The sequence below is a fragment of the Chryseobacterium sp. 2VB genome (genome assembly GCF_005503635.1).
Lineage (GTDB): Bacteria > Bacteroidota > Bacteroidia > Flavobacteriales > Weeksellaceae > Chryseobacterium > Chryseobacterium cupriresistens.
Genome location: NZ_SCNC01000009.1, coordinates 21,818 through 48,014 on the forward strand (window position 1 = coordinate 21,818; position 26,197 = coordinate 48,014).

Annotated in this window: 23 protein-coding genes, 4 tRNA genes and 1 riboswitch; of the genes, 16 read left to right on the plus strand and 11 right to left on the minus strand. The window is 36.8% G+C overall.

Features of this window, described 5'->3' with window-relative positions:
* Positions 1-13: 13 nt before the first annotated feature.
* From FFS26_RS22500 to FFS26_RS10420, 11 genes are all read left to right on the plus strand, one after another.
* Complete coding sequence (locus FFS26_RS22500; protein WP_171006285.1) at positions 14-289, plus strand: YHS domain-containing protein; 276 nt, start codon at positions 14-16, stop codon at positions 287-289.
* Complete coding sequence (locus tag FFS26_RS10375; RefSeq protein ID WP_171006286.1) at positions 276-953, plus strand: SCO family protein; 678 nt, start codon at positions 276-278, stop codon at positions 951-953. The genes FFS26_RS22500 and FFS26_RS10375 overlap by 14 nt, the downstream gene beginning before the upstream one ends.
* A 189-nt stretch (positions 954-1,142) precedes the next feature.
* A complete protein-coding gene (locus FFS26_RS10380; protein ID WP_110008501.1) occupies positions 1,143-1,817 on the plus strand; it encodes a superoxide dismutase in 675 nt (224 codons plus the stop codon).
* A gap of 4 nt (positions 1,818-1,821) precedes the next feature.
* Entirely contained in the window at positions 1,822-2,190 is a 369-nt protein-coding gene (locus FFS26_RS10385; RefSeq protein WP_228449427.1) for a hypothetical protein, read from the plus strand.
* Positions 2,191-2,389: 199 nt separating this feature from the next.
* A complete protein-coding gene (locus tag FFS26_RS10390; RefSeq protein WP_110008503.1) occupies positions 2,390-3,220 on the plus strand; it encodes an MbnP family protein in 831 nt (276 codons plus the stop codon).
* Entirely contained in the window at positions 3,213-4,262 is a 1,050-nt protein-coding gene (locus FFS26_RS10395; protein WP_137904995.1) for a cytochrome-c peroxidase, read from the plus strand. The genes FFS26_RS10390 and FFS26_RS10395 overlap by 8 nt, the downstream gene beginning before the upstream one ends.
* A gap of 12 nt (positions 4,263-4,274) precedes the next feature.
* Positions 4,275-5,222 (plus strand): transporter, encoded by a 948-nt coding sequence (locus FFS26_RS10400; RefSeq protein WP_137904996.1) that lies wholly within the window; start codon positions 4,275-4,277, stop codon positions 5,220-5,222.
* 92 nt (positions 5,223-5,314) lie between these two features.
* Positions 5,315-5,500, plus strand: a riboswitch (cobalamin riboswitch).
* Between the two features lie 108 nt (positions 5,501-5,608).
* Complete coding sequence (locus FFS26_RS10405) at positions 5,609-7,642, plus strand: TonB-dependent receptor plug domain-containing protein (RefSeq protein WP_137904997.1); 2,034 nt, start codon at positions 5,609-5,611, stop codon at positions 7,640-7,642.
* Positions 7,639-8,772: a YncE family protein gene (locus FFS26_RS10410; protein ID WP_137904998.1), complete on the plus strand. Its 1,134-nt coding sequence runs from the start codon at positions 7,639-7,641 to the stop codon at positions 8,770-8,772. Before FFS26_RS10405 ends, FFS26_RS10410 begins: the two co-directional genes overlap by 4 nt.
* 13 nt (positions 8,773-8,785) lie before the next feature.
* Positions 8,786-9,979 carry a cell surface protein gene (locus tag FFS26_RS10415; RefSeq protein ID WP_137904999.1) on the plus strand — a complete coding sequence of 398 codons (1,194 nt, stop codon included), beginning with the start codon at positions 8,786-8,788 and terminating at the stop codon, positions 9,977-9,979.
* Between the two features lie 36 nt (positions 9,980-10,015).
* Positions 10,016-12,274, plus strand: coding sequence for a DUF5074 domain-containing protein (locus FFS26_RS10420; RefSeq protein WP_137905000.1), 2,259 nt, complete (start codon positions 10,016-10,018; stop codon positions 12,272-12,274).
* Positions 12,275-12,416: 142 nt separating this feature from the next.
* On the opposite strand, the gene FFS26_RS10425 is transcribed toward FFS26_RS10420, so the two are convergent.
* From FFS26_RS10425 to FFS26_RS10455, 7 genes are all read right to left on the minus strand, one after another.
* Complete coding sequence (locus FFS26_RS10425; RefSeq protein WP_110008510.1) at positions 12,417-13,205, minus strand: T9SS type A sorting domain-containing protein; 789 nt, start codon at positions 13,203-13,205, stop codon at positions 12,417-12,419.
* Positions 13,206-13,432: 227 nt separating this feature from the next.
* Positions 13,433-14,206, minus strand: a complete 774-nt coding sequence (locus FFS26_RS10430; protein WP_137905001.1) for a T9SS type A sorting domain-containing protein — start codon at positions 14,204-14,206, stop codon at positions 13,433-13,435.
* A gap of 286 nt (positions 14,207-14,492) precedes the next feature.
* Positions 14,493-14,564, minus strand: a tRNA-Glu gene (locus FFS26_RS10435).
* 63 nt (positions 14,565-14,627) lie between these two features.
* Positions 14,628-14,699: transfer RNA gene (locus tag FFS26_RS10440), tRNA-Glu, on the minus strand.
* 82 nt (positions 14,700-14,781) lie between these two features.
* Positions 14,782-14,853 (minus strand) — tRNA-Glu (locus tag FFS26_RS10445).
* A 10-nt stretch (positions 14,854-14,863) separates the two neighbouring features.
* Positions 14,864-15,118, minus strand: a complete 255-nt coding sequence (rpsT, locus tag FFS26_RS10450) for a 30S ribosomal protein S20 (protein WP_002983073.1) — start codon at positions 15,116-15,118, stop codon at positions 14,864-14,866.
* Positions 15,119-15,184: 66 nt separating this feature from the next.
* Positions 15,185-15,505, minus strand: a complete 321-nt coding sequence (locus FFS26_RS10455; RefSeq protein ID WP_034694584.1) for a hypothetical protein — start codon at positions 15,503-15,505, stop codon at positions 15,185-15,187.
* Between the two features lie 282 nt (positions 15,506-15,787).
* Between FFS26_RS10455 and FFS26_RS10460 the strand changes: the two genes are divergently transcribed.
* Positions 15,788-17,959, plus strand: coding sequence for an EndoU domain-containing protein (locus FFS26_RS10460; protein WP_137905002.1), 2,172 nt, complete (start codon positions 15,788-15,790; stop codon positions 17,957-17,959).
* A 12-nt stretch (positions 17,960-17,971) separates the two neighbouring features.
* Positions 17,972-18,325: a hypothetical protein gene (locus FFS26_RS10465; protein ID WP_110008514.1), complete on the plus strand. Its 354-nt coding sequence runs from the start codon at positions 17,972-17,974 to the stop codon at positions 18,323-18,325.
* A 298-nt stretch (positions 18,326-18,623) separates the two neighbouring features.
* Here the strand turns inward: FFS26_RS10465 and FFS26_RS10470 are convergent.
* Positions 18,624-18,695, minus strand: a tRNA-Glu gene (locus FFS26_RS10470).
* A gap of 60 nt (positions 18,696-18,755) precedes the next feature.
* Positions 18,756-20,042, minus strand: a complete 1,287-nt coding sequence (locus FFS26_RS10475) for an N-acetylmuramoyl-L-alanine amidase (protein WP_171006287.1) — start codon at positions 20,040-20,042, stop codon at positions 18,756-18,758.
* Between the two features lie 53 nt (positions 20,043-20,095).
* Between FFS26_RS10475 and FFS26_RS10480 the strand changes: the two genes are divergently transcribed.
* The 3 genes from FFS26_RS10480 to FFS26_RS10490 all read left to right on the plus strand — a co-directional run bounded on the left by FFS26_RS10480 (position 20,096) and on the right by FFS26_RS10490 (position 23,663).
* Positions 20,096-22,681: a putative LPS assembly protein LptD gene (locus FFS26_RS10480; protein WP_110008515.1), complete on the plus strand. Its 2,586-nt coding sequence runs from the start codon at positions 20,096-20,098 to the stop codon at positions 22,679-22,681.
* Between the two features lie 146 nt (positions 22,682-22,827).
* Positions 22,828-23,208, plus strand: coding sequence for a RidA family protein (locus FFS26_RS10485; protein ID WP_034694591.1), 381 nt, complete (start codon positions 22,828-22,830; stop codon positions 23,206-23,208).
* Positions 23,208-23,663, plus strand: coding sequence for a hypothetical protein (locus FFS26_RS10490; protein WP_034694594.1), 456 nt, complete (start codon positions 23,208-23,210; stop codon positions 23,661-23,663). Before FFS26_RS10485 ends, FFS26_RS10490 begins: the two co-directional genes overlap by 1 nt.
* A 65-nt stretch (positions 23,664-23,728) precedes the next feature.
* Here the strand turns inward: FFS26_RS10490 and FFS26_RS10495 are convergent, their stop codons facing one another.
* Both FFS26_RS10495 and FFS26_RS10500 read right to left on the minus strand, forming a co-directional pair.
* Entirely contained in the window at positions 23,729-24,298 is a 570-nt protein-coding gene (locus FFS26_RS10495; protein ID WP_137905003.1) for a GNAT family N-acetyltransferase, read from the minus strand.
* Positions 24,299-24,460: 162 nt separating this feature from the next.
* A complete protein-coding gene (locus tag FFS26_RS10500; protein WP_110008518.1) occupies positions 24,461-25,987 on the minus strand; it encodes a trypsin-like peptidase domain-containing protein in 1,527 nt (508 codons plus the stop codon).
* Positions 25,988-26,197 lie beyond the last annotated feature (210 nt).

The window sequence follows — 26,197 nt, forward strand, 5'->3', positions numbered from 1 at the left end:
ATTTAACATTACAATGAAATCTCTCATTATTTCGGCTGCTATGCTGTCGATATCATTGCTGTCGTGTGCGAAAGAAACGCCTAAGGTAAAGCATGCAAGCCACATGGATACCTCCGGAAAGAAAATAGAAAATGTACAGGTAGTGAATGAAGAAGACCCTATCTGCCACATGAAAACTGCCGGATCTACTCAAGATACTGCGGTATATAAAAATAAAACGTACGGTTTTTGCAGTGTGTACTGCAAAGATGAATTCAAAAAAAATCCTGAGAAATATGCCCAAAAATAAAAAGACCGCAAATAAAAGTAAAGTGATCATACCCATTGCGGTATTTGCATTGCTTTTTCTGGGAATCGGGGTAGGAATGGGATATTTTAAAAAGAATCTTTATACTGTCATGAAAGTTCCGGATTTTGAACTTACAGATCAGAACAGTAAAAAAGTTACCAATAAAGATATGCTGGGAAAGGTATATCTCGTAGAATTTTTCTTCAGCAAATGTCCTACGATATGCCCGGTGATGAATACCAATATGAAGGCAATCCAAAACCAGATTAATGATCCCAACTTCGGCATTATCTCCATCAGTATTGATCCGGAAAATGACACGCCTGAAGCTTTGAAAGAACATGCCCAAAGAATTGGTGCAAAATCTCCCAACTGGCATTTCCTGACCGGAGATCGTGCCTATATTGGAAATCTCGCTGATCAGTTTAATATTTATGTGGGTGACAAAGAAGATGAAGGAGAAAGCCTGAACCACAGCGGAATGATTGCGCTGGTAGATCAGGAAGGAAATATCCGATGCAGATATAACAAGGAAAATATGCCTATTCTGTATTACTCAGGATTGAATTACGCAGATCCGGAAGGTAAAACACCAATGCTGACAGGAAAGTATCACCCGGACAGAGAAATTCTTATTGAGGATATTAAGAAATTATTGAAATAGGGAAGATGGGAGCCGGATGTCTGAAGCTGGAAGTTATTCCAGACGATGAAGCTCTAGCAGTTTTTTGAGATGGCTGTAAAAGGAGATAGAAGTTGAAAAAGTTAGGCTATAACATTAATTACTTCCAGCTTCCATCACCCATCCTCCCGCTTAACAAGAAAACATTGTTCAACCATAAACAAAAAAGTTATGAAGATTATGAAAATAGCTGCTTTAAGTGCAGTTTTCGCAGCTCAGTTTGCACTGGCCCAGTTTAAGCAGACGCCTCTGCCGTATGCTTATAATGCTTTGGAAGGAAATATTGATGCCCAAACGATGGAAATTCATTATTCAAAACACGGTGCAGCATATGCTGCTAACTTGAATAAAGCGATTGCCGGAACTCTACAGGAAAAAGAAACTTTGTTTCAGATTCTTTCCAATGTTTCAAAATTACCTGCTGCAGTAAGAAATAATGCAGGAGGACACTACAACCACGAATTGTTCTGGACGGTCCTTACACCTCAGAAAAATACACAGCCTTCAGCAAAATTAGCAAAAGCTATCACTGAAACTTTCGGAAGTATGGATGCTTTTAAGGAAAAAATGTCTAAGGCAGGTGCAGACCGTTTTGGTTCAGGATGGGCCTGGCTTTCTGTAGGGAAAGATGGAAAACTGTTTGTTTCCTCTACTCCTAATCAGGACAATCCTTTGATGGATGTTGTAGAAGAAAAGGGAACTCCAATATTCGGCATTGATGTTTGGGAGCACGCTTATTATTTAAAATATCAGAATAAAAGAGCAGATTATCTTACCGCCATCTGGAATGTTACGAACTGGAAAGAAATCAGCAGAAGATATGACGAAGCGATAAGCAAGAAATAATCTGATGAAAATATTGTACAGCATACTTTTTACCTTCTATATGGTGCTAAGACCTTTAGTACCTATGGTAGAGTATGCTGTAAATTATGATTATATTGTTAAAGTTCTCTGTATCAATAAAACCAGGCCGGAGGTTCACTGTAACGGAAAATGTTACCTGAGTAAAGAGCTCGCCAAAGCCAATGATTCAGAATCTTCACCTTTTCAGAAACTCAAAAACTCTGGGCAGAAAGTTCTGGATACCTATATTCTGCCGGAGACTACAGAGATCAACACTACTGGAAAAATTTCGTTTTTCAATTTCAATTTTACCTACGAAACAGCCTATTCTTTCCCGTTTCTTACCCATATTTTCAAACCACCTGTTTTTTAAGTTAAACGATCACTATTCAACCAAAAAAGTCACAAAAGCTTACTCAATTAAAAATCAAAGATTTTAAAAAGCTTAAGTGCTCCTCTGAACATAATATGTATCACTTAATAAACTTAAGTGTAAGAGCTTTTGTGCCTTTTGTGGTAAAAAAACAATGCTGTTACAGCCATTCAAATTAATTTAACTTAAAAAATCAACAATGAAAATTTCTCAATTTTTATCACTATTCTTTATTGCCTTTACTGTATTCTCTTTTACAGCCTGCGAAAGCAGCAGGGATGATGATAACCCACAGGATACTACGCCTGGAAAACTTCAGATCAAATTTGAAAACGGATTTAACAATGTGGGAGATATCGTTCTAAATCAGACGTTTCAGACTTCTGCTAACGGACAGAAACATAACTTTTCTGCTTTGAAATACGTCATCAGTAATATCACATTGATAGATGAAAACGGAAACGAATTTAAATACAACGAAAATAATCCTGACAAAGGAGCTTTTATCGTAGATCAGGCAGATGCTGTAGCCGGAATTGTTTATCTTAATCTGGATGGCGTTCCGAAAAACAATTACAAAAAAATAAGATTCGGATTGGGTGTCAGCCAGAAAGCCTATTTGCTGGGACAGGACGGACAAGCTGAATTCTGGACAAAAGCCAAGCAGAAGGGAATGTCCTGGTCATGGGCTGCTGGTTATGTATTTGTAAAACTGGAAGGAAAATATGGAAATGATACACCTTCAAAAGAATTTATGAATCACACCGGAAATATGGGAAATACTGCAGCCAACAATACACCTGATCTTTATCGCGAAATTACATTGAATCTTCCAACAACGGCCAGAGTAACAGGACAAATCCGTCCTTCTGTTCACATTCTTGCAGACCTGAACCAATTTCTGAGCGGAGATAAGGCACTGACTCTTACCACATCCAATGATATGCTGATGGGGTCCAACCAGCACTTGGTAGACGTTACCAACAATCTTACAAAAATGTTTAAAGTAGACCATGTTCACAATGATTAATTTTTTTATTAAAACGATACTCGTTCTTCTTGTATTGGTCTTAAGCTTCATTTCATGTTCTGATGAGGTGATTCAGCCACTGGAAAAGGATGAAGCCTATAATCTCCGGTTTCCTTCTTATTTTCCGAAAATGACTTTTGATACATCCATCAATCCGGTGACCAAAAACGGAGTGGAGCTGGGACGGAAATTATTCTATGAGGGCAGACTTTCAAGAAATAATACCATTTCATGTGGTTTCTGTCATATCCAGGAAAATGCTTTTACCCATCATGGTCATACGGTGAGCCATGGGGTAGACGACAGAATCGGAATCAGGAATGCACCGCCCATCCAGAATATGGCTTTTTTGAAAAGATATATGTGGGACGGAGTGATTCACAATCTGAATGAGCAGCCCATCAGCCCGATTACTGACGTAAATGAAATGGACAGTTCCATACCGGAAGCTATTTCGAAAATAAAAGATGATCAGAAATATAAAAAACTGTTCAGAGAAGCTTATGGAGACGAAACCATTACAGGAGAGAGAATTCTGAAAGCATTGTCGCAGTTTATGGCTTCTTTAATTTCTGCAGATTCAAAATATGACAGATTCAGACTGGGAAAAGAACAGTTGACTTCAACAGAAGCTCAAGGGATGGCCTTATTCGGGCAGAAATGTGCTTCCTGTCATAGCGGAGAACTGTTTACCGATGAGAGTTTCAGAAATACAGGACTCTATTACAATACGGAGTTCAAAGATGCGGGACGATACAGAGTTACTCTTAACCAGGTCGACTGGATGAAATTCCGTGTTCCCAGTTTAAGAAATGTGGAATATACCGCACCTTATATGCATGACGGAAGATTTTACACCTTAGAAGCGGTACTTAATTTCTATTCGGATCAGGTGGAAGATAATGCCAATCTTGATCCTCAGCTTAAACAGAATGGTCACATAGGAATTGCTATGAACAGCCAGGAAAAACAATCGATCATTGCGTTCCTGAAAACATTATCGGATAAAAGTTTTATATCCAATCCAAAATTTGCAGAATAATTTATAAAAAACATGAAGAAGATTATATTGATAGTAAGTTTGATCGTGTTTAGTCAGTATCAGGCAAAAACCATCAGAGACAGTGCTTATATTGCTCCCGAAACGCTTAACAGATTCGATTTTGATGATGACTGTGATGCTTGCGGCTGTGCAGCAGGAAACGGATCTTCCGGCTTTGAATCTTTACTGAATCCGCAGTTTATCGGGATCAAATACTTTGCGCAGCATTATAAAGCGAAAGAGAACTTATTTGTAAAAGATCTTACCCAGGATCAGTATTTCAATACGCTGCAACTTTGGGGGAAAATTCCACTGACTAAAAAACTGAGTGTTTATGCGAGCCTTCCATTCCATTTTCATAAAAAGAAAACCATGCAGGGAGATGTCAGAATCAATGGAATAGGAGATTTAAACCTGATGGGAATTTACCAGTTGATGAGTTCCAAAGATAATTTCCATTATCTGAGCGGAGGGCTGGGAGTGAAAATTCCACTAGGGAAGTTTGATGAAAAAGGAGCATCCGGTGTCAACCCAAGCTTTCAGCTGGGAACCGGAAGCTGGGATTATCAGGCGGCTTTGAATTATAAGTTTCAGAAAAATAAAGTAGCCGTACTGGTGAATACAGATTATACCATTAAAACAGAGAACAGGAAAAATTACCGTTTTGGAAACCAATGGAACTATGCAGCAACAGGTTTTTATCAGGTTGCAGGAAATGAAAAATCTATATTCTCTGTAAAAACTGGAGTTCAGGGAGAAGTTTATGCTCAGAATAAACAGTTTGATGAAGCATTGCCGAACACTGCAGGAAGTGCTTTGTACGGAAAATTAGGTTTTGAAGCCTCTTATAAAAAGCTGAGCCTGGGAAGTGAAGTCATGCTTCCCATGTACACGCGCCTGGCGGGAGGAGATATTGAAGCCAAATCAAGATTCAGTATTTTTCTGAATATTGGAATTTAAAAAGAAACCCTTGTTGAAATCATGTTAAAGCTCCTTCGGGAGCTTTAATTGTTTATAAATCATGATTTTAGTTGGGGATTAGGAATAATTATTTATCTTTGCCGGAATTTGGTGAGCCGTAAAAAGCTCTTAAAAGGGAATCCGGTGAAAATCCGGGACAGACCCGCTGCTGTAAGCTCCGCACCAAAGTTTTTGAAGAATATATCCACTATTTTTTAATGGGAAGGATTTCAAAAATGGAGTAAGTCAGAAGACCTGCCAGACAATAATCGTTTGACGCTTTCGTGGAATAAAGCTTAGGACATCAATGATTCTGTGCAGTGACCGCTGTGCTTTGTCGTTGTATTCTTATACCCATTAGCGTCTTCATTACCTTAAATGAGCTAATGGCGGCAAAACTAACTACTTCTGCAATTCATAAAGCTGTTTTCACAATATTGGTGATCACATCTCAACTTTTGTTTTCCCAAACCAAGAAAAAAGACAGTCTTCAGGAAGAGACCATTAAAGGAATCAACCTTTATAAAAAGAATTTTAAAGAAATCCTTCCGGCACAAACCCTGCAGGGAGAACAGCTGGAAAGACTGAACAGCCATTCTGTTGCAGATGCACTACGGTATTTTTCAGGCGTTCAGATTAAAGATTACGGAGGATTGGGTGGTTTGAAAACCATCAACATCCGAAGCATGGGAAGCCAGCATGTAGGGGTTTTTTATGATGGAATTCAATTAGGAAATGCTCAAAACGGACTGGTAGATCTGGGGAGGTACTCTTTGGATGATCTGGAAGAAATATCGTTGTATAACGGACAGAAAAGTGAAATTTTTCAGCCAGCAAAGGACTTTGGCTCTTCGGGGTCTATCTATTTACAGCCTAAAACACCCATATTTAAAGGACCAAGAAAAACCAATTTGGTGATAAGAGCAAAAAGTGCATCTATTGATCTCTTTAATCCTTCATTCCGGTTGGAACAGAAAATTTCAGACAAGATTTCTGCCAGCTTCAGCGGAGAATTTATGCAGAGTGACGGAATTTACAGGTTCCGGTACGCGAAGAAATATCCTGATGGGCAGCAGGCGTACGATACCATCGCTAAAAGACAGGACTCAGATATCAAAGCAAAACGGTTTGAAACTTCTTTCAACGGAACTTTAAATAATGGAAGCTGGAATATCAGAGGGTATGGTTATATTTCAGATCGTGGAATGCCGGCTCCCATTGTGAATGGTCGCTTTGGCGGAAGAGGAGCGAGACTTTCAGATGAAAATTATTTCGTACAGGCCAATCTGAGAAAAAAACTGTTCCCGAAATTTGAAACACAGCTTAAAGCAAAATTTGCTTACGATTATACCCATTTCATGGACACAGTTCGTTCGCAGTCTATTATTTATACCGATAACACCTATATCCAAAGGGAACTTTATCTTTCCTCTTCCAATATTTACTCAATCACTCCCAATTGGGATGTCAGCCTGAGTGGAGATTTTCAGTACAATAATCTGGACGCGAATCTGGATAACTTTTCTTATCCTACCCGCTACACTACATTGGTCGCATTAGCAACAACCTATCAGTTGAACAGATTCAAAATTATGGGAAGCCTTTTAGGAACCTTTACTTTTGAAGAAGTAAGAAAAAATAAAAGACCGGGAGATGCCAGAGAGTGGACACCTGCGGTGTTTATGAGCTATCAGCCGGAAAAAATTCCGGAGCTTACTCTAAGGGCTTTCTATAAAAGAATTTTCAGACTTCCAACCTTCAATGATTTGTATTATACCAATATCGGAAATACCTACCTGAAACCGGAATTCACCAATCAATATGATGTAGGATTTACTTATCAGAAGAATTATAACAACCGTTTCCTTAAAACATTTTATGCTAAAGTAGACGGTTACTACAATAAAGTACAGGATAAAATTGTGGCAGCTCCGAACGGAAGCATGTTCCGCTGGCTGATGATGAATCTTGGATTGGTTGAAATCATTGGTGCAGATGTGAATGTGCAGACTGAAATGCAGCTTGGAAAAGTAACCCTCCGACCTTTGCTTTCTTATACATACCAAAGTGCAAAAGATATCAGTGATCCTGAAGATACTTTCTACCGCAATCAGATTCCTTATACCCCATGGCATAGTGGATCTTTCAGTCTGCTGGCGGATTATAAAGACTGGAGTTTCAATTACAGTGCGATGTATGTAGGAGAAAGATATGATGTGAATCAGGATAACATTCAATACAATTATGTGCAGCCCTGGTATACTCACGATTTGTCTGTTCAGAAAAAATTCAACTGGGCGAATCATCAGTTTAAAATAAGCCTTGAGATGAATAATATTTTCAATCAATACTATGATGTTGTCCTCAATTATCCGATGCCCGGAAGAAACTTTAAACTTATTCTAAACTTCACCCTATGAGAAAATTAAACTTTTATTTTTTATTTCTTGTATTAGCTTTTATTACTTCATGCCGTACAGATGAAATTATTGTCCGCCAGGAAGTGGTAGAAGGGCTTCCTTCAGAAAATACAGCAATAAAAGGCTTCTACATGCTCAATGAAGGGAATATGGGGAGTAATAAATGTACCCTTGATTTTTTTGATTACACCAAGGGAACTTATTTTAGAAATATTTATGCAGAAATTAATCCCAATGTGGTAAAAGAGTTGGGAGATGTAGGAAATGATATCAAAGTGTACGGAAGCAAACTTTATATCGTAGTCAATGTTTCCAATAAAATTGAAGTTCTTGATGCCAAAACGGCCAAACGTATTACTTCTATTCCATTACAAAACTGCCGATACCTTGCTTTCAAAAACGGAAAAGCTTATGCCAGCAGCTACGCCGGACCTGTTGCGATTAACCCGAAAGCACCGAAAGGGAAAGTATTGGAAATTGATACCACTTCTCTTTCCATTCAGCGTGAGGTAGTGGTAGGATATCAGCCCGAAGAAATGGAAATTGTGGGAAATACCTTATTTGTTGCCAATTCCGGAGGATATAAGGCTCCCGATTATGACAATACAGTTTCCGTCATCGATCTGAATACTTTTACAGAACTTAAAAAAATAAATGTTGCCATCAATCTTCACCACATTAAAAAAGATAATTACGGAGACCTCTATGTAACCTCAAGAGGAGATTATTATAATGTTCCTTCCAGTCTTTATTTAATAGATGCAGCTACAGGAACGGTCAAGAAAGATTTCCATCTCTCCGTGAGTGAAATGACAATCGTGAATGATAAACTCTATTTCTATGGAAATGAATTCAACTACAATACCCACAGCTATAAAAAGACATTTGGAATCATTGATGTAAAAACAGAACAGATCATCGCCAACAGAATTTTTGACAAAGAATATGAAGATGCCATTAAAACCCCTTACGGCATTGCCGTAAATCCCATCACAGAAGATATCTACATGACAGATGCCAGAAATTATGTATCCATGGGATTTGTGTATTGCTTCGATAAAAACGGACACTTTAAATGGAAAACGGAAGGCGGAAATATCCCTGCCCACTTCGCTTTTTTATACAAATAACCAATCTTAAGACATGAACAGAAATACCTTTACTTATTTAAAAACCGGGCTTTTTTCCTTTTTCCTTTTAGGAGCGATTGCCTGTAAACATGATGATGAAGACGAATTTACCTTTAACGGCCTTGATGATTCCTATACCATTGAGCGTTTAAAGGTTTTGAGTATTCCTACCAATGCATCAGGATCGGTTACTTGGAGTATCAACGATTCTATTATTTCCCAAAACTCAGAACTTGAATTTATCAGTGTAAATGCAGATGCTTATCCTCTGACTTTAAAGATCAGGAATAAAGGAAACGAGCAGGTTTTTCATTCTAAAATAATTGTAACCAAAGAAAAAACACCTTATAGCAGATACATTTCCAAAGTACTGGAGTTCCGCCCTGCCGTAGGACAGTTTATGAATGAAATTCCGGAATATTTACCGGGGAATACTGCCGCGAATATGCTTCAGAAAGCCAATGAATCTTTGGTGGGAGGTAATTCAACCATGATCAGTCTGGGAGGATATGGGGGATATGTAGTGTTTGGTTTTGATCATACGATTCCCAATCTGAATGGACGTGATTTTAAAATACTCGGAAATGCATTCTTTGGAAATGATGCCGCGGATCAACGTTCAGGATCCTGTGAACCGGGAATTATTATGGTGGCCTACGACAGAAATAAAAACGGAAAGCCGGATAATGATGAATGGTACGAAATTGCAGGTAGTGAATATTTTAAAAATGCTACCGTAAAAGATTACAGCATAACTTATTTTAAGCCTGACGAAAATAAAACACCTGTAGCCGGAACTGAATTCTGGCAGACCGATGTGGAATATATAAAATGGAGTGACAATCTGGGGAATCAGGGCTTTAAAACAAAAAATACGTTCCATGCGCAAAGCTATTATCCTTTATGGTTTACCGAAAGTTCTTACGGGTTTTCTGGAACAAGACTGGCAAATAATTTCTACGATCAGAACGGGGACGGATCCTATTGGGTAGGAAAATCATATGAGTTCGGATATGCAGACAATGCTCCGAATAATGATGAAGCCTCCAATATTGATATTTCATGGGCGGTAGACAGAAGTGGGAAATACGTGAAACTTCCGGGCGTTGACTTTATGAAAATATATACAGGAGTCAATCAGGAAGCCGGCTGGCTGGGTGAAGTTTCTACAGAAGTAGCAGGAGCTTACGATCTGCATTTCAAATAATAAGTCAATAATACAATCTATTTAAATTAATAAAAAATGAAAAAGTTTTATCTTTTTATGATGCTTTTTCTGTTTGCATGCGTATCCAATGCACAGATAAAAGTACAGGGTGTGCCCAGAAATGATATTTCAGGGATCAGTAATCTTAATACCACTGCCATCAGTTTTTCTGATATTCAGTATTGGGTAGGGTCGGGAACCAATCAGGCTGCTTTTGTAGTACAGTGGAACGACGGTAAAAATCCTGATGCGATGGTTTGGGGATTCAAATGGAACGGAAGTGCTACCGGAGAAGACATGCTGAAAGCTATTGCTAAAGCAGACCACAGATTATATACGTTGCTTTATCAGGGAACACAATTTGGATCAGCAGTCGGAGGGATTGGATTTGATCTGAACGGCCAGGGGACCAATGCCCTGATCAAAAGCGGAAATACCACTTATCCGTTATATCCGGTCAATGGTTTTGTCAATACGACAGCTTATGATTTCGACAGCTACACCATTGTAGATGCTGCGAACGATCATTGGCAGTCAGGTTGGACCGTGAACGGATATTGGGCGTACTGGGTAAAGAATCCGGCGGATGCAGATTTCGGATATTCCAGTGTTGGAGCTTCCTCACGGACATTGCAAAATGGTTCCTGGGATCTATGGAATTTCAATGTAGGATTTAATGAAACACCTGTTTCTTCTACCATGACTCCGGTTTCTCCCTATGTAGCTTCTACAAACTATACCAACGGATATTTTATGGTGAACGAAGAATGGTTTGGTCATACCAACGGTTCTGTAAACTTCATTGATAATAACGGCCAGATTAATTACCGTGTCTACAGTAATGCAAACAATAACCAGGCTTTTGGGGCAACTACACAATACGGAGCCATCTACGGAGATAAATTCTATTTTGTTTCAAAACAAGCTGCTGATGGAGGAGATACTCAATATACTCCCGGAGGAAGACTGGTTGTAGCCAATGCGCAGACCATGCAGAAAATTGCTGGTTTTAATAACATCGGAGGCGGTGATGGTAGGTCATTTGTGGGAGTAAACGAACATAAAGGATATATCGGTACTTCCACCGGTATCGTTCTTTTTAATATTGATAATTTACAGGTTGGTAATTTAATTACCGGAACAGGTGGAAACGGGCAGATCGGAAATATGATCCGTACTTCTCAATATGTTTTTGCCGTAAAACAGGGAGTAGGAATTTTAGTGATTAATCCTAATACCGATACGATAGTGAGTACTATTGCAGGAGGGTTCTACTCGGTGGTTCAGGCTAAAGACGGAAGTGTATGGGGAATTCAGGATCAGAAGCTGATCAGCATTAATCCTACCACTTTTGCAACACAGATCTACAATATCCCAACTACAAAGTATATCGGAGACTGGGGAGCATGGAATGCCGGAAGATTCACAGCAAGTAACAAAGAAAATGCTTTATACTGGATCAATTCAATAAGCAGCTGGAGCTCAGGAACACAGATTGTGAGATTTGATGTTACAACGAAAACATTTAACGAAAACTTTGCTGCAATTCCAGGACAAACAGGTCAGTTTAAACAAATTCCGTACGGAGCGGCTCTTCGTGTAAACCCTGTTACCGGAGAGTTGGTTCTGAATACCACAGAAAGCGGATATGGAGCACACTACCAGAAAAACTGGATTCATACCTATGATATGACCGGAGCCCTTATCAATACAAAAACTCTGAACGACTACTATTGGTTCCCTGCGTTAACGGTATTTACCAATAACTCAGTTCCTGTTGTAAGTAATGTTTTCCCTTCACAGGTTACTGCAGGAAATACAACGGCAATTGATCTGAAATCAATAGTTTCTGATGCAGACAATATGACGGTATCTGTTGTGAAATCTATCAAATCAAACAGCAACCCTGCCACGGTTTCTGCAGTGATTAACAATAATGATGAGCTGGTTCTGACACCACTTTTTTCAGGCACGTCTGATATTGTGATCAGCTTTAACTCAAACGGTAAATTAGTTGAAAAAACACTTACAGTAAACAGTACGGCTTCCACTTTAGCAACTGCTGAGGTGAAGAAACTGGAATTCAGCATTTATCCGAATCCGGTAACTGATATTCTTACGATTAAAACTCAGGAGAAAATTCAGAATGTTTCTCTTTACGATGCTTCGGGCAGAATAATCAATGTGCAGCTGAACAATGGTCAGATTAATGTAAGTGCACTTCCAAAGGGTATTTATATTGTAAAAGCTATAACCGATAAAGCGGTATATCAGCAGAAATTAATCAAAAACTAATACTATTGCAGATAGTAATCTTGTTATTTTAACCCCTGATCAATTTTGGTCAGGGGTTTTTATTGACCAATCAATAGGGGATGATATAAAAAACCCGGCAAGCTTTTAAAGCTTGCCGGGTTCATTCTGTTGTATATCTTCTTTATTTGATAATCACTTTTTTAGAGTATGTTTTTCCTTCTTTTGTCTGAAGTTTCATAATATATACCCCTTGTGGCTGTTTGGTATCAAAAGTATTTGATGTCAGCTTGGAACGGAATACTTCTTTCCCTGAAGTATTGGTTAAAGTAACTTCGGAACCTTCTGCAGAAACATTTTTGTCAAGAGTGAACTGCCCATCCTGGCTGTGAGCCATGAAATTGATGAAAGGATCTTTGTACTGGTAAGCATAGTATACTCTAAGCTCTCCACCGATATTCAATAATCCGGAATTCACATTTATTTTAATGCGGTCAAAAGGGATGTTCATCGTCATCTCTATTTCCCCTTTGCTTGGATCTCCGCTTCCAAGAGTGATCAGTTTTGTGGCAAGACTTGTGTAATCGTTATTGGAAACATCTCCATTAAATGTTTCAATAGATACCCCGCCCAATAGCTGTGCAGATAGAGGAGTTCCGTTTGAACCTATCGCAAGAACAAGTTTATTGGTATTGTTCGCAATATTGGTAGTTGGGAAAATCAATGTCTGTTCTGTTCTTGCAAGAAGCCCCACTGAAACCTGTAGAGTAGAATAGTCATTCTCGTTGCTCCCTACAGCATTCTGAGGATTCAATACACCACAACCCAGGCATACTCCTAGCACCTGATTGGTCTGGCTGCTTGCGTAGGTTTTTACGATCTGAGCAAAAGACATTGTGCTGGTTAAAAATAGGAATGATGCCAAAACTGCAGCTTTCATCGTGCGTTGGCTCAATAATAAATAAGTTTTCATATGTAGAAAATTTTGGATTTTAGTTTTTTTTGTAAATTTATAAATAAAATAATTATGTTGTTTATTTTATTTCATAATTATGTGATTTGTTAATAATTTATTGATATTTGCAATTAATGATTTATTATTATTTAATGGGGTGAATGCTTGTAGTTGCTTGAAAATGAATGTAAAAAATATGGCAAGCTTGAAAAAAGTATACTGCATTTATTCTGTAATCAATTAAATTATTTGATTACAATTTTTTTGGAATAGGTTTTACCTTCTTTCGTTTGTACATTCATGATATAAACACCTTCCGGCTGTTTCGGCTCAAATGTATTTGAGGTCAGCTTGGAACGGAATACTTCCTTTCCTGAAGTATTGTACAGGATAACTTCGGAACCTTCTACAGGAACATTTCCACCAAGAGTAATCTGTCCGTTCTGACTGTGAGCCATGATATTCATCAATGGATCCTGGTAAGCATAATAAACTCTGAAACCATCGCCAAGGCTTAGAACACCGCCTGTTAATCCGATTCTTATCCCATCATAAGGCTTTGTAGGTTTGAATTCTATTGTACCTCTGTTTGGGGTTGCGCCCAGTTTAAGAAGGCTTACATCAATTGTTCTCCGATCATCATTGGATGTACCTCCATTCATTGTTTCAAGCGTTACTCCGCTTAACAACTGTACAGATAATGGTATGTTGTCTGTTCCGATTCCTACTACCAGCCTTGTGTCAGATCTTAGGTCAGGGAAAATCAGGGTTTGCTGAATTCCTCCCAACAGAGCTGTTCCCAATACCATTGTTGAGTAGTCATCTTCGTTATCTCCTACGGCATTAAGGGGATTATCGATATGACATCCCAGGCAGGCTACTCCGAATACTCCGGAGCTTTGTGCGTGTGCATAAATTCTGTTTTGTGCCAAGGACATTGTGCTGGTAGAAAATAAAAATAAAGCTATCAATCCGGCCTTTAAAGAGGATCGGCTTCCCGAAAATAAATTGAATTTCATGTTATATATTTTAAAAATGAATAGTTTTATTCAAATGTAAGGATTAATGGAAGAAGTAAAAAAAATATTTCCATTATTGGTGATATTTTTAATGAAATTTAATATGACGTTCCTGTTGGGGTGAAAATTGTACAAGAGGTCTTGTGGATAGGCTTTTGTATCTGAAGAATTATCGCATAGTTCCTTAGGGTAGGTATAATGAAACTATAGAAAGCTTAAACCTTGGGAAGAATCCCCGAAATCTATATATAGAAATGAAAAAAGGACTTTCGAAAAAGTCCTTTTGTAGCCCGTAGGGGAATCGAACCCCTCTTACCAGAATGAAAATCTGAGGTCCTAACCGATAGACGAACGGGCCCTCTATCTTCCATTACCGAAGTAATGTGTTAGCTTTTGTTTTTATAAGTGTCAACTCTTATTGTAGCCCGTAGGGGAATCGAACCCCTCTTACCAGAATGAAAATCTGAGGTCCTAACCGATAGACGAACGGGCCGGTTAGATTTATTTAAATATAGCTTTTTCTACAGTGATCTTTATAAAACCACCGTTGTTACAGTGGTCTTATAAGATGTAAGTAGCCCGTAGGGGAATCGAACCCCTCTTACCAGAATGAAAATCTGAGGTCCTAACCGATAGACGAACGGGCCAGCTATATTGTTACGCTAATTTATTAACGTGCTTTGTTAATTTGCTTTTCAAGTTAGCTGCTTTGTTTTTGTGGATAATATTTTTCTTAGCTAATTTATCCAATAAAGCGATAACTTTTGGCAATTGTTCTGTAGCAGCAGCTTTGTTCTCTTCATTTCTTAAAGCTTTTAAAGCTGTTCTAGCAGTCTTGTGGTAATATCTGTTACGAAGTCTTCTAGTTTCGTTTTGTCTGATTCTCTTTAGTGCTGATTTATGATTTGCCATATCGTTTAAATGTGAGTGCAAAACTATAAACTTTTTTTTAAACTACCAAATTTATTTTTAAAAATTTTAATTTTCTTCTGATAGGTACTTTCTGAGTTTATTTATTGCCTGTTCTATTTTTAAATTTTCTTGTTCTTTCTCTATTTTTTTGATCGTATTTCCAAGCATGATCAGTGCATTATTCCATTCTCCAGTGGTATTGGTGAAAGTAAGTTCATCAATTGTTACTTCAAAAGCAACCCTTTCTCCAGTCCTGTAAAGCCTGAAACTGATTTTATCATCTCTGCCTGTAATCCCGCCTTCATTGATTTGTAAATCGTAACTTTTTGGGTTAGAGTGGATTTTCTTAAAAAGCAATTTCGCTTCTTGTATTTTTAAATCCGGCATGATATAAAATTTGATGGTCTGCAGAAAACTACAAACAATGATTTATCAATAATATTTTTCATCAGTGTTACCCTATTGGTAGAACCAACTATGGATAAATTTTTTGCAAATATAATGCTTTTGTGACATATAACATATAGGGATTGCTTTTTTCAAATAATTCTTAATACAAATATTGCTAATAGCAATATTATGAGGTGAAGTCTCAAGTAAAATAAATATAATACGTCAGGTTCTGTCGTTACCCGAATCTACATTTGGCTCATAGTAAATTCAAATGATATGATACAAAGATTAAATTACGTCTTGAGCAGAGACATTGACAGCCCTTATGGAAAAAACAGTGTGTTTTTTGAAACATTTGTTGTTCCTCCCGAAGATTTCGATAAAATCCCCGAAACTAAAGTAACAGATCGCATAAAATATACTTTCATACTATGTAAGAGTGGTGTTGAAGTGTTTGATAGGTACGAAAAAGAGGGTGTAGAAGAGAAACAATTTAAAGTTTTCTATGAAGAAGATGACGCTAAAAAAAGTAACTTTTTTGGCACAGCCTGTCGGGTAAAAATGGGAAAAGATGCCAAAAACTTCTTTAACAGAATTTATAGTAATAATCAAAATACCACATATGTAACTCCAACAGAATCAATAACTGTAAGTGGGTTTGACAATCTTGTTAGAGAGCTTGCTGATGATAAAAAGATAAACGAAACTCTTTTGAAAGGTGCAATCTATTTAGAAATTGCAGAACAAACCCAATTGAACGAAGCCTTTAAAAAGGTATTTTCTTTAAATAATCAATTGGCTGATTGGCTTAGAGGAGGTATTGAAACTGTTGAAACTTGGAAATTCACGGAAGAAAATTATGATTACGAGAAGTATTTTGTATTACCGATGTACAGTACTTATCAAAATAAAGTAGGTACAAGCGGATTTCAAAAACAAGAAGCAAAATATAAGCCCATCATTCCTGTTCCTATTTCTGCCAGAGAATACAAAACTATGCAGAATGCTTCTGAAATAGCAAGTGAAGGATTTAACAAGCTCAAAGACTTTGTAGATTATTTTGATGAAATTTCCCTGGCAATAGTTTCAACTGTTGTTAAAGCAACCCCAACAATAGCGGACGATATTTTCTTTGCTGTAGTCTTCTATTTAAAGAATTTCATAGAAGATAATATCCCTGAAAGCATTAAAAATATATATAATAAACTCAAATCATTCTTTAAGGATGTCTTAGATGTCATTTCTGGGATTGGAGCGTTTATAGGAGAAAAAATCAATCAGGAAGTAGCAAAAATTAATGCTTTTTTATGTGGATTACTTAACGGTCTTATCTCATTGGCTCAAACAGTAATTATGTTATTAGCTATGATTACTGACAATCTTCCATTTTTAAATATGGAGAAATTCAGCCCTGTAGAGCTTAGAAAACATCAAGAAAAGTTAGAGTTTATTGAAGATTTTGTAGATTTATTTGCTGAAAACTCAAAAGAGTTTCTTAGTGGAATTAAAAATATTTTTAGCAATGGTAAAATTTGGAAAGAAATTTCACAATTCACTGACATGCTAAAAAAGAAATTTTCAGAACTTAATGACTACTTTTGGGCATACTTTGTAGGTGCTATTGCTTTTGAGCTTATTTTGGATGCTATCATCACCTATTTTACAGGAGGCGCATCTCTTGCTGGAAAAATCTCTGAGAAGATAGCACAGGCAGCAGGTAAAATTGGTAGAGTATCTCAAAAATCAGCAAAATTAGGAAAAGCGATAAATTTTTCTAAAAACATAGGTAAGAAAATTGGTAATTCATTGGCAGATCTGTGGAAATGGTTAAAAAAGGAATTTTTAGAGTTAGTAGAAGCCATAAAAAGTGGGAATTTAGCTCATTATTTGAAGAAAAAATTTTATGAATTAACAGATGATGTGGAAGGTTTGCGTAAATTGGCTTTTGGAAGATGGCTCAGTAAATTTGACAAAGGTTTTTTCAATCATTTAGATGGAGAATTTAATACAAGTTTGCTTGAGCGTATACAACCCTCTGGGTTTAAATATCTTGATGAGTTTTTGGTTTCACAAGGTGGGCACAGAGGTTCAGCTATTCTTGACGGAATTATTGATGTAGAGAAAGTAATAGAACCTGAAGGAATTTATTCTATGGCACAATTAGCAGATGATGTTCCTTTTAAGGCTAAAATCAGTATAAAATACAAAGATGGCTATTTAGTGAAAAATGCAGAATCTTCTATGTTCCCTAAAAATTGGGATCTTAAAAGAATACAAGAGGAAATAGCGTATGTATATGAAAATACGGTAGCTAAAGGGCTTAATAAAAAAATAAAAGCACCTACTGACTTATTTGATAAGTACGAGGGTTCAACTTCAGTAGGATTTAAAATTAGAATAGAAGTTGACAATACGGGTAAAATCATGAATGCTTATCCAATTATTTAAAAATAAAAGAAAATGAAATATAAATTTTACATTGAAGTAATAGAAGATATAGTTACTTTTGGAATAATGCCTGAAGAAGAAAAATATAATGTTTTGTTTAGGTTCGGAGATTCGGGTTGGACTCCACAAAAAATTCAAAAATTAATTGAAGGTGTGGAACACAGCAAAAATAAAGAACCTGACGAATCCTTTGACTGGCAAAACGAGGATGTTTTCTTCCGAAGCAATAAATATGGGGTTTTCTTCGTAGACCTCATGAAACAAAGGGCAGGTGAAAAATCTAAAAAACAGGATTTAGATTTAGAACATGATGTTTTTATTAAGTTTTTACAAGACTTTAAAAAATTTGTAGAGGAAAATAGTTGATAAATTTGAGTAATAACAAGAAAATTTTTAGTTTACTCTTAACATAAAGAGATTGTCTTAATCAAAGGCAGTCTCTTTTTGGTTTCCAAAATTTATAAATCTTGAAGTTTTCAAGTTGTAAATAACAAAAGTTAAAGAAAGTAAAGGAAAATTTTAGCGAACAAAAAAGATTTTCGAAATTCGCCTTGTACAAAGCGTGTATGAGCGTTCTTTTAAAATTCGTGGAGATTTCGTTGAATTTTGGAATAAAAAAATCCCTGAACCTTATATTGGTCAGGGATTGATTGATGTAGTTTTGTAGCCTATAGGGGAATCGAACCCCTGTTGCAAGAATGAAAATCTTGAGTCCTGACCACTAGACGAATAGGCCAAATTTTGAGGTTGCAAAAGTAGGAATTAACTTTTAAACTTCAAAATTATTTTTTTTGATTTATTTGTAGACCTTTTGTATCACCGTATTTTTGATACCTTTAGCTTCAAGTTCCTTCTGAAGTTTTACAGCATCTTCCAATGTGTATACTTTTCCATACGTGTAGTAGAATACACCGTTGTCCTTATTTCGTTCCACATCTTTTAAATTCTGGAGGATATAAGAATTGCCGTTCAGTTTATCACCTGCATACACTTCAATCGTATAATATCCCATATTGATTCTCTGGTTAGGCATAAATCCTACGGCAAACGCATTTCTGAAACCGGCATCCTTCGCTGTTTTAAGATTAATATCTTTTACCGAAGCCATATTGGTGACAGCATAGTAATACTTGTACTGCCCGTTTTCTTTAAGCGTAAGAATATAGTTCAGGCCTTTCAGGGCAGGATCATTTTCATTGTATTTCATAGGAGAACTCATTAATAGAATTCTGAAATCATTTTTCAAAGGAACCTCTGCAGGTTTTTCCGGCTCTGGCTTTCTTGTTGCAATAGAACCACCGGATTTTCTGTCAATCGCCTTTTTATAATCAATAATAGCATTGTAGATACTTTCTGCAATTTCAGTCTGCCCCTTATCTGAAGCAATGTAGTGACTTTCTTCAGGGTGATTGATGAACCCGGTTTCTATCAGTACAGATGGCATGGCATTCATACGGAGAACATGAAGGTTTTTCTGAAATACACCTCTTGATGATCTTTTATCTTTATTCACAAAATTATCTTCTACCAATCCTCCCAAAAGAAGACTTGATTCGAGATATTTACTTTGCTGAAGTTTCAGGGCAATTAATGATTCCGGTGAGTCCGGATTATAAGAACCAAAGATCTGCTTATCTTTTTCATCCAGGAAAATTACGTCATTTTCTCTTTTGGCTACTTCCAGGTTTTCATTATTCTGGTTAGGTCCCTGTACATACGTTTCTGTTCCATACGCTGTAGGTCTCTGGGATGAGTTACAGTGAATGGATATAAAAAGGTCTGCTTTGCTTCTGTTGGCCAGATTGGTTCTGTCAGACAGAGACGGATACTCGTCTATTTTACGGGTATAAATTACCTTAAAATCTCTGTTTTTTTCTAACATGGCACCTACTTTTAACGTAATGGCAAGTGTAATGTCTTTTTCTGCGATTCTTCCGATGTCGGAATAGGTCCTGTTGGCTCCATGATCACTTCCTCCGTGTCCAGCATCCAGAACGATAGTAAACTTCTTCTGGGAGAAAATAAAGTTGCTGATAAGGATAAGGAGAAATGATAAAATTATTTTAAAATTTTGTTTGTGCATCTTACAGTTATAAAAATTATATTAATTTTGGGCCTTAATTATATAGTATAAAATTGGCCAAAACCGTCTTCAAAAATATATTACAAATTTTAATTATCCTAATTTTTAACAATTTTTTAGCACAGAAAACTCCTGAAAAATTGCCTAAAAATGCGGTTAATGATACTATTTCCAAAAAGGATACCATAGTTGTAAAAAAAGAAACCCTCAATGATGTTCTCCGTACAAAAGCGGATGATCAGAGAAGAGACGTTCCGAAAAAAATGACATTCCTGAACAAAAATGCTCAGGTAAAGTATCAGGATATGCAGATTGATGCAGATTATATCTCTATTGATGATAATAAAAATCTGATCTATGCAAGAGGAAAACAAGACTCTTTGGGCAAGATTGTGGAGCCTGTAATCACTACGCAGGCCGGAAAAAAATACGAAACCAACGAATTCAGCTATAATACAAAAACAAAACAGGCCATTGCCTTCAATGCAAGAACAGAAGAAAGTGAAGGGGTAATTATAGCACAGAAAACCAAAAAATATAATGATTCCGTATTTGCAATGAGAAAAGCAGATTATACAACGGATGATTATTTTATCAAGAAAAAAGATACGGCAGCGGATTATTTTATGAGAGCTTATAATATTAAGCTGATTAAAACCAAAACAAAATCCCAGATCGTGACAGGTCCTATTCAGATGTTTATCGAACAGGTTCCTACACCGCTTTATCTTCCATTCGCTATTTTACCATTCTCAGATAAAAGAGCTGCGGGTATTCTGATTCCAAGTTTCGGGGAAAGAGAAGATGTAGGTTTCTTCCTGAACGGAATTGGATATTATCAACCGATCGGAGAACACTTTGACCTTAAGGTTTTAGCAGATATTTATACAAAAGGAAGCTGGAATCTACGCCCACAAGTGAATTACCAGAAGAAATACCGTTACTCCGGAAACTTTACGGCCGATATCGGTACAATGGTGAGAGGAATCAAAGGTCTGGACGATTATACTAAAAACAGTACCTACAGAATCAACTGGACACACTCGCAGGATTCCAAAGCCAATCCTTTCCTTACATTCAGTGCTTCTGTTGATATTGTAAGTACCAAGTTTTATAACAACCCGCTTAACAACAATTACATTTTCAACCAGAATGTATTGAATACTCAGCAAAACTCTACGGTAACCCTTACCAAAAGATTCCTGAAACTGCCGATGACGATTACAGGAACTGCTTCATATTCCCAGAACTTTGCGACAGGATTGGCAGACCTTCGTCTTCCGCAGATGAACGTGGCCATCAACCAGTTTTATTTATTTAAATCAAGAACAGGAATCAGACAGGGATTGCTTGAAAATATTACAGTGAATACCGGTTTCAACCTTACCAATTTCGTGAATACTCAGGAAAATGAGTTGTTTAAAAAAGAAATGTGGGATAAAATGCAGACCGGCCTTAAAAATAATATCGCATTGGCTACCAATACAACTTTGGCGAAATATTTTACTTTCAGTTTAAGTGCGAATATTGACAATGCCCTGACAACAAAAACACTGAACAGGTATTATGATCCGGTAAAGAATGTAACTGTTGATGAAATCAATAAAAACTTTACAGGATACTCTACTTTCTCCACTTCTGCCAGTCTTCAGACCACACTTTTCGGGATGATGAAATTCAAAAAAGGATCTGCTGTGGAAGCCGTAAGACATATGATGACCCCGAGTGTAAGCTTTACTTATTCCCCGGATTTTTCAAGTCCTAATTTCGGATATTACAGAAACTATTATAATGCAAACGGAGCGTTGACGCCATATTCTATTTTTGAAAAAGGAATTATCGGAAGCCCGTCAAGCGGTATGCAGGGAGCTTTGGGTTTTAATATCGGTAACAATATCGAGATGAAAGTAAAATCTAAGAGTGATTCTACAGGGGTGAAGAAAATCAAAATTTTTGAATCTTTAAACCTTGCAGGAAGCTACAACTTTGCCGCTAAAGATCACCCTTGGTCTGTGTTCTCCATCAACGGACAGTCTTCATTTTTCAATAATAAGTTAACGGTAAATACCAGTCTTGCACTGGAACCTTATAAAATTGAGTTTTTACCGGGACAGGATACCGGAATAAGAACAGAGCAGTTCGGACACTTCAGTGTACAGGGATTCAATGTTCAGTTATCATATCCTTTAAGCAGCGAGATCTTTGGAGAAAAAACAGATTATGCCAAAAAATATTCCTCGAAGGGAGAAATCCGTAATGAAAATTATTATTTTGATGATGATCATTATGCTCACTTTGATCAGGCCTGGACTTTAAATGTCAGCGCCAATTACGCTTATTCCAAAGGATTAAGCAGATTTGGTAATAAAATTGCATCCATTGGATTGGATGGTAGCATCAAACTGACTCCATACTGGAATATCAACGGAAGTACCCATTATGATATGGTGACCAAAGAATTGGCATATACAAGAATTGGTTTTTCAAGAGATCAGCGAAGCTTTACGATCAATTTCAACTGGGTTCCTTTCGGACAATATAAAGTGTATGACTTCTTTATCGGTATCAAAGCCAATATCTTAAGTGATGCCTTGAAGTACAAAGACAGAAGCTTTACCCAGCCTAATGCACCTTTCTAATATCAGATTGGCATTTGAGAATATAAATTTTATATTTGCAGGCAGAATAAATTCTAATGAAATCACTGTTGGCTGAATTCAAAGACCAACGAATATGGCAGATAGTGATTGCTTATGACCCTTAGAAAAAAATTAAATATCCGCATATGAAACAAATAATCAACACAGTTAATGCACCTGCAGCGATCGGACCTTATTCACAAGCTAATATGGCCAACGGAGTTTTGTATATCTCCGGGCAGATTCCTGTAGATCCTGCAACTGGTAAACTGGTAGAGGGAATTGAAAAGGAAACGCACCAGGTAATGAAAAACCTTGAAGCAATCCTTACTGAAGCTGGCATGACTTTCAAAAACGTTGTAAAAGCTACTATCTTTCTTAAAAGTATGGATGATTTTGCTGTAATGAATGATATCTATGCATCTTACTTAGATTCAGAAAGCTATCCTGCCCGTGAAACAGTACAGGTTTCATGTTTGCCTAAAAATGTGGATATCGAAATTTCTATGATTGCACATCAGGATTAATGAATTTTATAAGAAATACAATTGCGGTTCTGATAGGTCTTGGTATTGCAGGGCTTATTATTACTCTTGGTATAAGGGCTTTTCCGCAATGGGTAACTTTTGAGGCTTTTGCTCCGTTTGAGCACTGGCAAAGGTTTCTTTTCAGTATGAAAGATGATAAGGCGTTTTTCGGCTTCCTTTTATTTATTTCCGGATTAGGAACTACGATTGGAGGAGTGGCAACAGCGATTATCGTTAAATATGCTAAAGTAGCCTATGCTATTCTTATAGGCTTTATTATGCTTTTTATTGCCATGTTGGATGTTATTATTTTTCCATATCATCCTACGTTTTATAAGATCTCCATTTTTCTTACGTTCTTTCCGTTTTCCTGGATTGGAGGGAAGATTGTAGAAGTGATCTATGAAAGAAATAAAAAGAAAAGTATCGCTGACAAAATGAATAAGTCTAAATAAATAATAAAAAAAACGCTGCAGATTCTGCAGCGTTTTTTGTTGAAAAGAGTTAGTAGATTTCCGTATTAAACATATTTCAAAAAATAAAGAGGATAATCAAGCTCAAAGGTTTCATGGAAAATGGTAAATCCATTTTGTTGGTAGAAGGTTCTGTTTTCTAATGTTGTTGTTTCAACATATATGAGTTCGTTCTCATATTTACTCATAGATTCTTTTAAAAGTCTTGTTCCAATTCCTTTGCCCTGTTCACCAGGAACTACAGCCATTAACCATAAATGAACAAATTTTTCTTCCGGATGAAATTTTACTAAGAGTTTTTCTCGTTGTAAAACTTTAAAGATATTTTCAATTACAATACAATTGAACAGCAATTTTATTTCAAGCCAGATTTTTTTTAAACTGATTTGGGATTTTTCTAAGTATAAAATGCATGCTTTGTGATCGTCGCTGAGAAATATGCTTCCATTTAACAGTGATAAATCAAATTGAAATTCCATTAATGCTCTCAATCTCTTATATCTGTTGCCAGAATTCTTTATGACAAAATTGATAGAATTAGGAATAAGAACATTTATGAAAGACTGGCATAAAATAGTAACGACTTTTTCTCTATCCTCATAGGTAGCTTTTTTCATGCATTTTTGTTTTTTCAAATATATAAAAAATAGAAGTGTGTTAATCAGTGTTTTATATGGCTTGTGTTAGTTTCTGCATTGAGCTTAGTTAACTTTTTTTCAAAAAAAACCATTCTTAAGCAAGAATGGTTAACTTTTTAATGTGAAATCAAAAAAATTCAATTAAGGCATTTTGAATCCTTTCGTATAAATTCTTCCGTAATCATCTACGAATTTTACCTGTACATTCCCCTGATATTTCTCAAGGATTTTTTCTACATCTTTTTGTGAATTGACAGGTTTGCCGTTTACCTCGATGATGATATAGTTATCTACAATTCCGATTTTAGCCATTTCACTGCCCTCAGAAACGTTTTTAGCTACTACACCACTGTTCAGTCCATATTCTGTTTTGAAACGTTCCGTAAGAGGGTCAAATTCAGATCCGATTTTTTCTGTTACGCTAAGATCGGCTTTCGTTCTGGTTGAAGTTCCTCCTTTCTGGTCTCTAAGTGTTACCGAAGTAGTTCCTTCTTTACCATTTCTTGAGTAGGTTACCTGAACTTTGTCACCAGGACGCTTGCTTCCGATAGACATGGAAAGATCAGCAAAGTCTGTAATATCGTAGTTGTCTACTTTGGTGATAACGTCTCCTTTTTTCAATCCTGCATCTTCAGCACCACTGTTTTCACCAAATCCTGTAATATAGATTCCTGATCCTACTTTTAGATTTGTTTTAAACTGCTTGTTGTAAGATGCTACTAACTGATCATTTGAAAGATCTAAAGACTGAACTCCAAGGAATCCTCTCTGTACAATTCCGAATTTCTTGATATCCTCAACAATTTTTCTCGCCAGGTTAGAAGGAACGGCAAATCCGTATCCCTGGTAATATCCTGTGGTAGACTGAATCGCAGAATTGATCCCGATCAGTTCTCCATTGGTATTTACCAAAGCACCTCCTGAGTTACCCGGGTTAATAGCAGCATCCGTCTGGATGAAGCTTTCAATAGGATTAGCAGCTTTTCCCTGGCTTCCCAGGATTCCGATACCTCTTCCTTTAGCAGAAACAATACCTGCTGTTACCGTAGAGTTTAATCCTAATGGATTTCCTACTGCAAGAACCCATTGTCCTACATCAATATTGTCAGAATTCGCAAAATTCAGATAAGGAAGCCCTTTTTCTTCAATCTTTAATAAAGAGATATCTGTATTAGGGTCTGTTCCAACCAATGTTGCGATATATGATTTCTTGTTGCTTAGTACGACTTCCAGCTTATTGGCACCTGCTACCACGTGGTTGTTGGAAATGATATAACCGTCCGGAGAGATGATTACCCCTGAACCCATTCCCGATGGCATATTATCAGGAACCTGCTGCTTTTGTCTCTGCTGGCCTCTTCCCCCGAAAGGATCTCCGAAGAAAAAGTCAAACAAATCCTGCTCTGAAGCTCTGCTTGATGTTCTGCTTTGATAATTTTTAATAGTTACTACAGCGGGAACGGTTGTTTTAGCCGCCTTTACAAAATCATCACCTACGGCTCCCGTATTCATTCCTGCGAATGAAGTATTGGGTGCTGCTGTTGTGAAATAAGATTGATCTCCATTGTTGGAGCCGTGTCCGAAATATTGTAAAGCTCCAACGGTAGTAGCTCCGGAAATGACTCCAACTACTGCAAATGGTAATAGTTTTTTTAAAGTACTCTTCATTGTATATCTTTCTTGTTTATTAATTAATTTTCTTTTTATGTTTTTGAGTAAACAAATTTAATGTTAAATAAGTAAGCAATTAGTATGCTATGTTTCAATTTTAACTAAAATTTAACGGCTATTATATGATTTTGTGCCTTATGTCATAATTGTTAATGCCACAGTTAACAAAACTTAAAAAAAAATTAAAGAAAATATGGCAGACTTATC

Coding starts and splice junctions, on each gene's coding strand:
- FFS26_RS10485 (WP_034694591.1), top strand. CDS start 22,828: ATGAAACAAATAATCAACACAGTTAATGCACCTGCAGCGATCGGACCT.
- FFS26_RS10385 (WP_228449427.1), top strand. CDS start 1,822: ATGAAAATATTGTACAGCATACTTTTTACCTTCTATATGGTGCTAAGA.
- rpsT (WP_002983073.1), bottom strand. CDS start 15,118: ATGGCAAATCATAAATCAGCACTAAAGAGAATCAGACAAAACGAAACT.
- FFS26_RS10390 (WP_110008503.1), top strand. CDS start 2,390: ATGAAAATTTCTCAATTTTTATCACTATTCTTTATTGCCTTTACTGTA.
- FFS26_RS10420 (WP_137905000.1), top strand. CDS start 10,016: ATGAAAAAGTTTTATCTTTTTATGATGCTTTTTCTGTTTGCATGCGTA.
- FFS26_RS10400 (WP_137904996.1), top strand. CDS start 4,275: ATGAAGAAGATTATATTGATAGTAAGTTTGATCGTGTTTAGTCAGTAT.
- FFS26_RS10410 (WP_137904998.1), top strand. CDS start 7,639: ATGAGAAAATTAAACTTTTATTTTTTATTTCTTGTATTAGCTTTTATT.
- FFS26_RS10380 (WP_110008501.1), top strand. CDS start 1,143: ATGAAGATTATGAAAATAGCTGCTTTAAGTGCAGTTTTCGCAGCTCAG.
- FFS26_RS10395 (WP_137904995.1), top strand. CDS start 3,213: ATGATTAATTTTTTTATTAAAACGATACTCGTTCTTCTTGTATTGGTC.
- FFS26_RS10425 (WP_110008510.1), bottom strand. CDS start 13,205: ATGAAAACTTATTTATTATTGAGCCAACGCACGATGAAAGCTGCAGTT.
- FFS26_RS10460 (WP_137905002.1), top strand. CDS start 15,788: ATGATACAAAGATTAAATTACGTCTTGAGCAGAGACATTGACAGCCCT.
- FFS26_RS10430 (WP_137905001.1), bottom strand. CDS start 14,206: ATGAAATTCAATTTATTTTCGGGAAGCCGATCCTCTTTAAAGGCCGGA.
- FFS26_RS10495 (WP_137905003.1), bottom strand. CDS start 24,298: ATGAAAAAAGCTACCTATGAGGATAGAGAAAAAGTCGTTACTATTTTA.
- FFS26_RS10490 (WP_034694594.1), top strand. CDS start 23,208: ATGAATTTTATAAGAAATACAATTGCGGTTCTGATAGGTCTTGGTATT.
- FFS26_RS10375 (WP_171006286.1), top strand. CDS start 276: ATGCCCAAAAATAAAAAGACCGCAAATAAAAGTAAAGTGATCATACCC.
- FFS26_RS10415 (WP_137904999.1), top strand. CDS start 8,786: ATGAACAGAAATACCTTTACTTATTTAAAAACCGGGCTTTTTTCCTTT.
- FFS26_RS10500 (WP_110008518.1), bottom strand. CDS start 25,987: ATGAAGAGTACTTTAAAAAAACTATTACCATTTGCAGTAGTTGGAGTC.
- FFS26_RS10465 (WP_110008514.1), top strand. CDS start 17,972: ATGAAATATAAATTTTACATTGAAGTAATAGAAGATATAGTTACTTTT.
- FFS26_RS10455 (WP_034694584.1), bottom strand. CDS start 15,505: ATGCCGGATTTAAAAATACAAGAAGCGAAATTGCTTTTTAAGAAAATC.
- FFS26_RS22500 (WP_171006285.1), top strand. CDS start 14: ATGAAATCTCTCATTATTTCGGCTGCTATGCTGTCGATATCATTGCTG.
- FFS26_RS10405 (WP_137904997.1), top strand. CDS start 5,609: ATGGCGGCAAAACTAACTACTTCTGCAATTCATAAAGCTGTTTTCACA.
- FFS26_RS10475 (WP_171006287.1), bottom strand. CDS start 20,042: ATGCACAAACAAAATTTTAAAATAATTTTATCATTTCTCCTTATCCTT.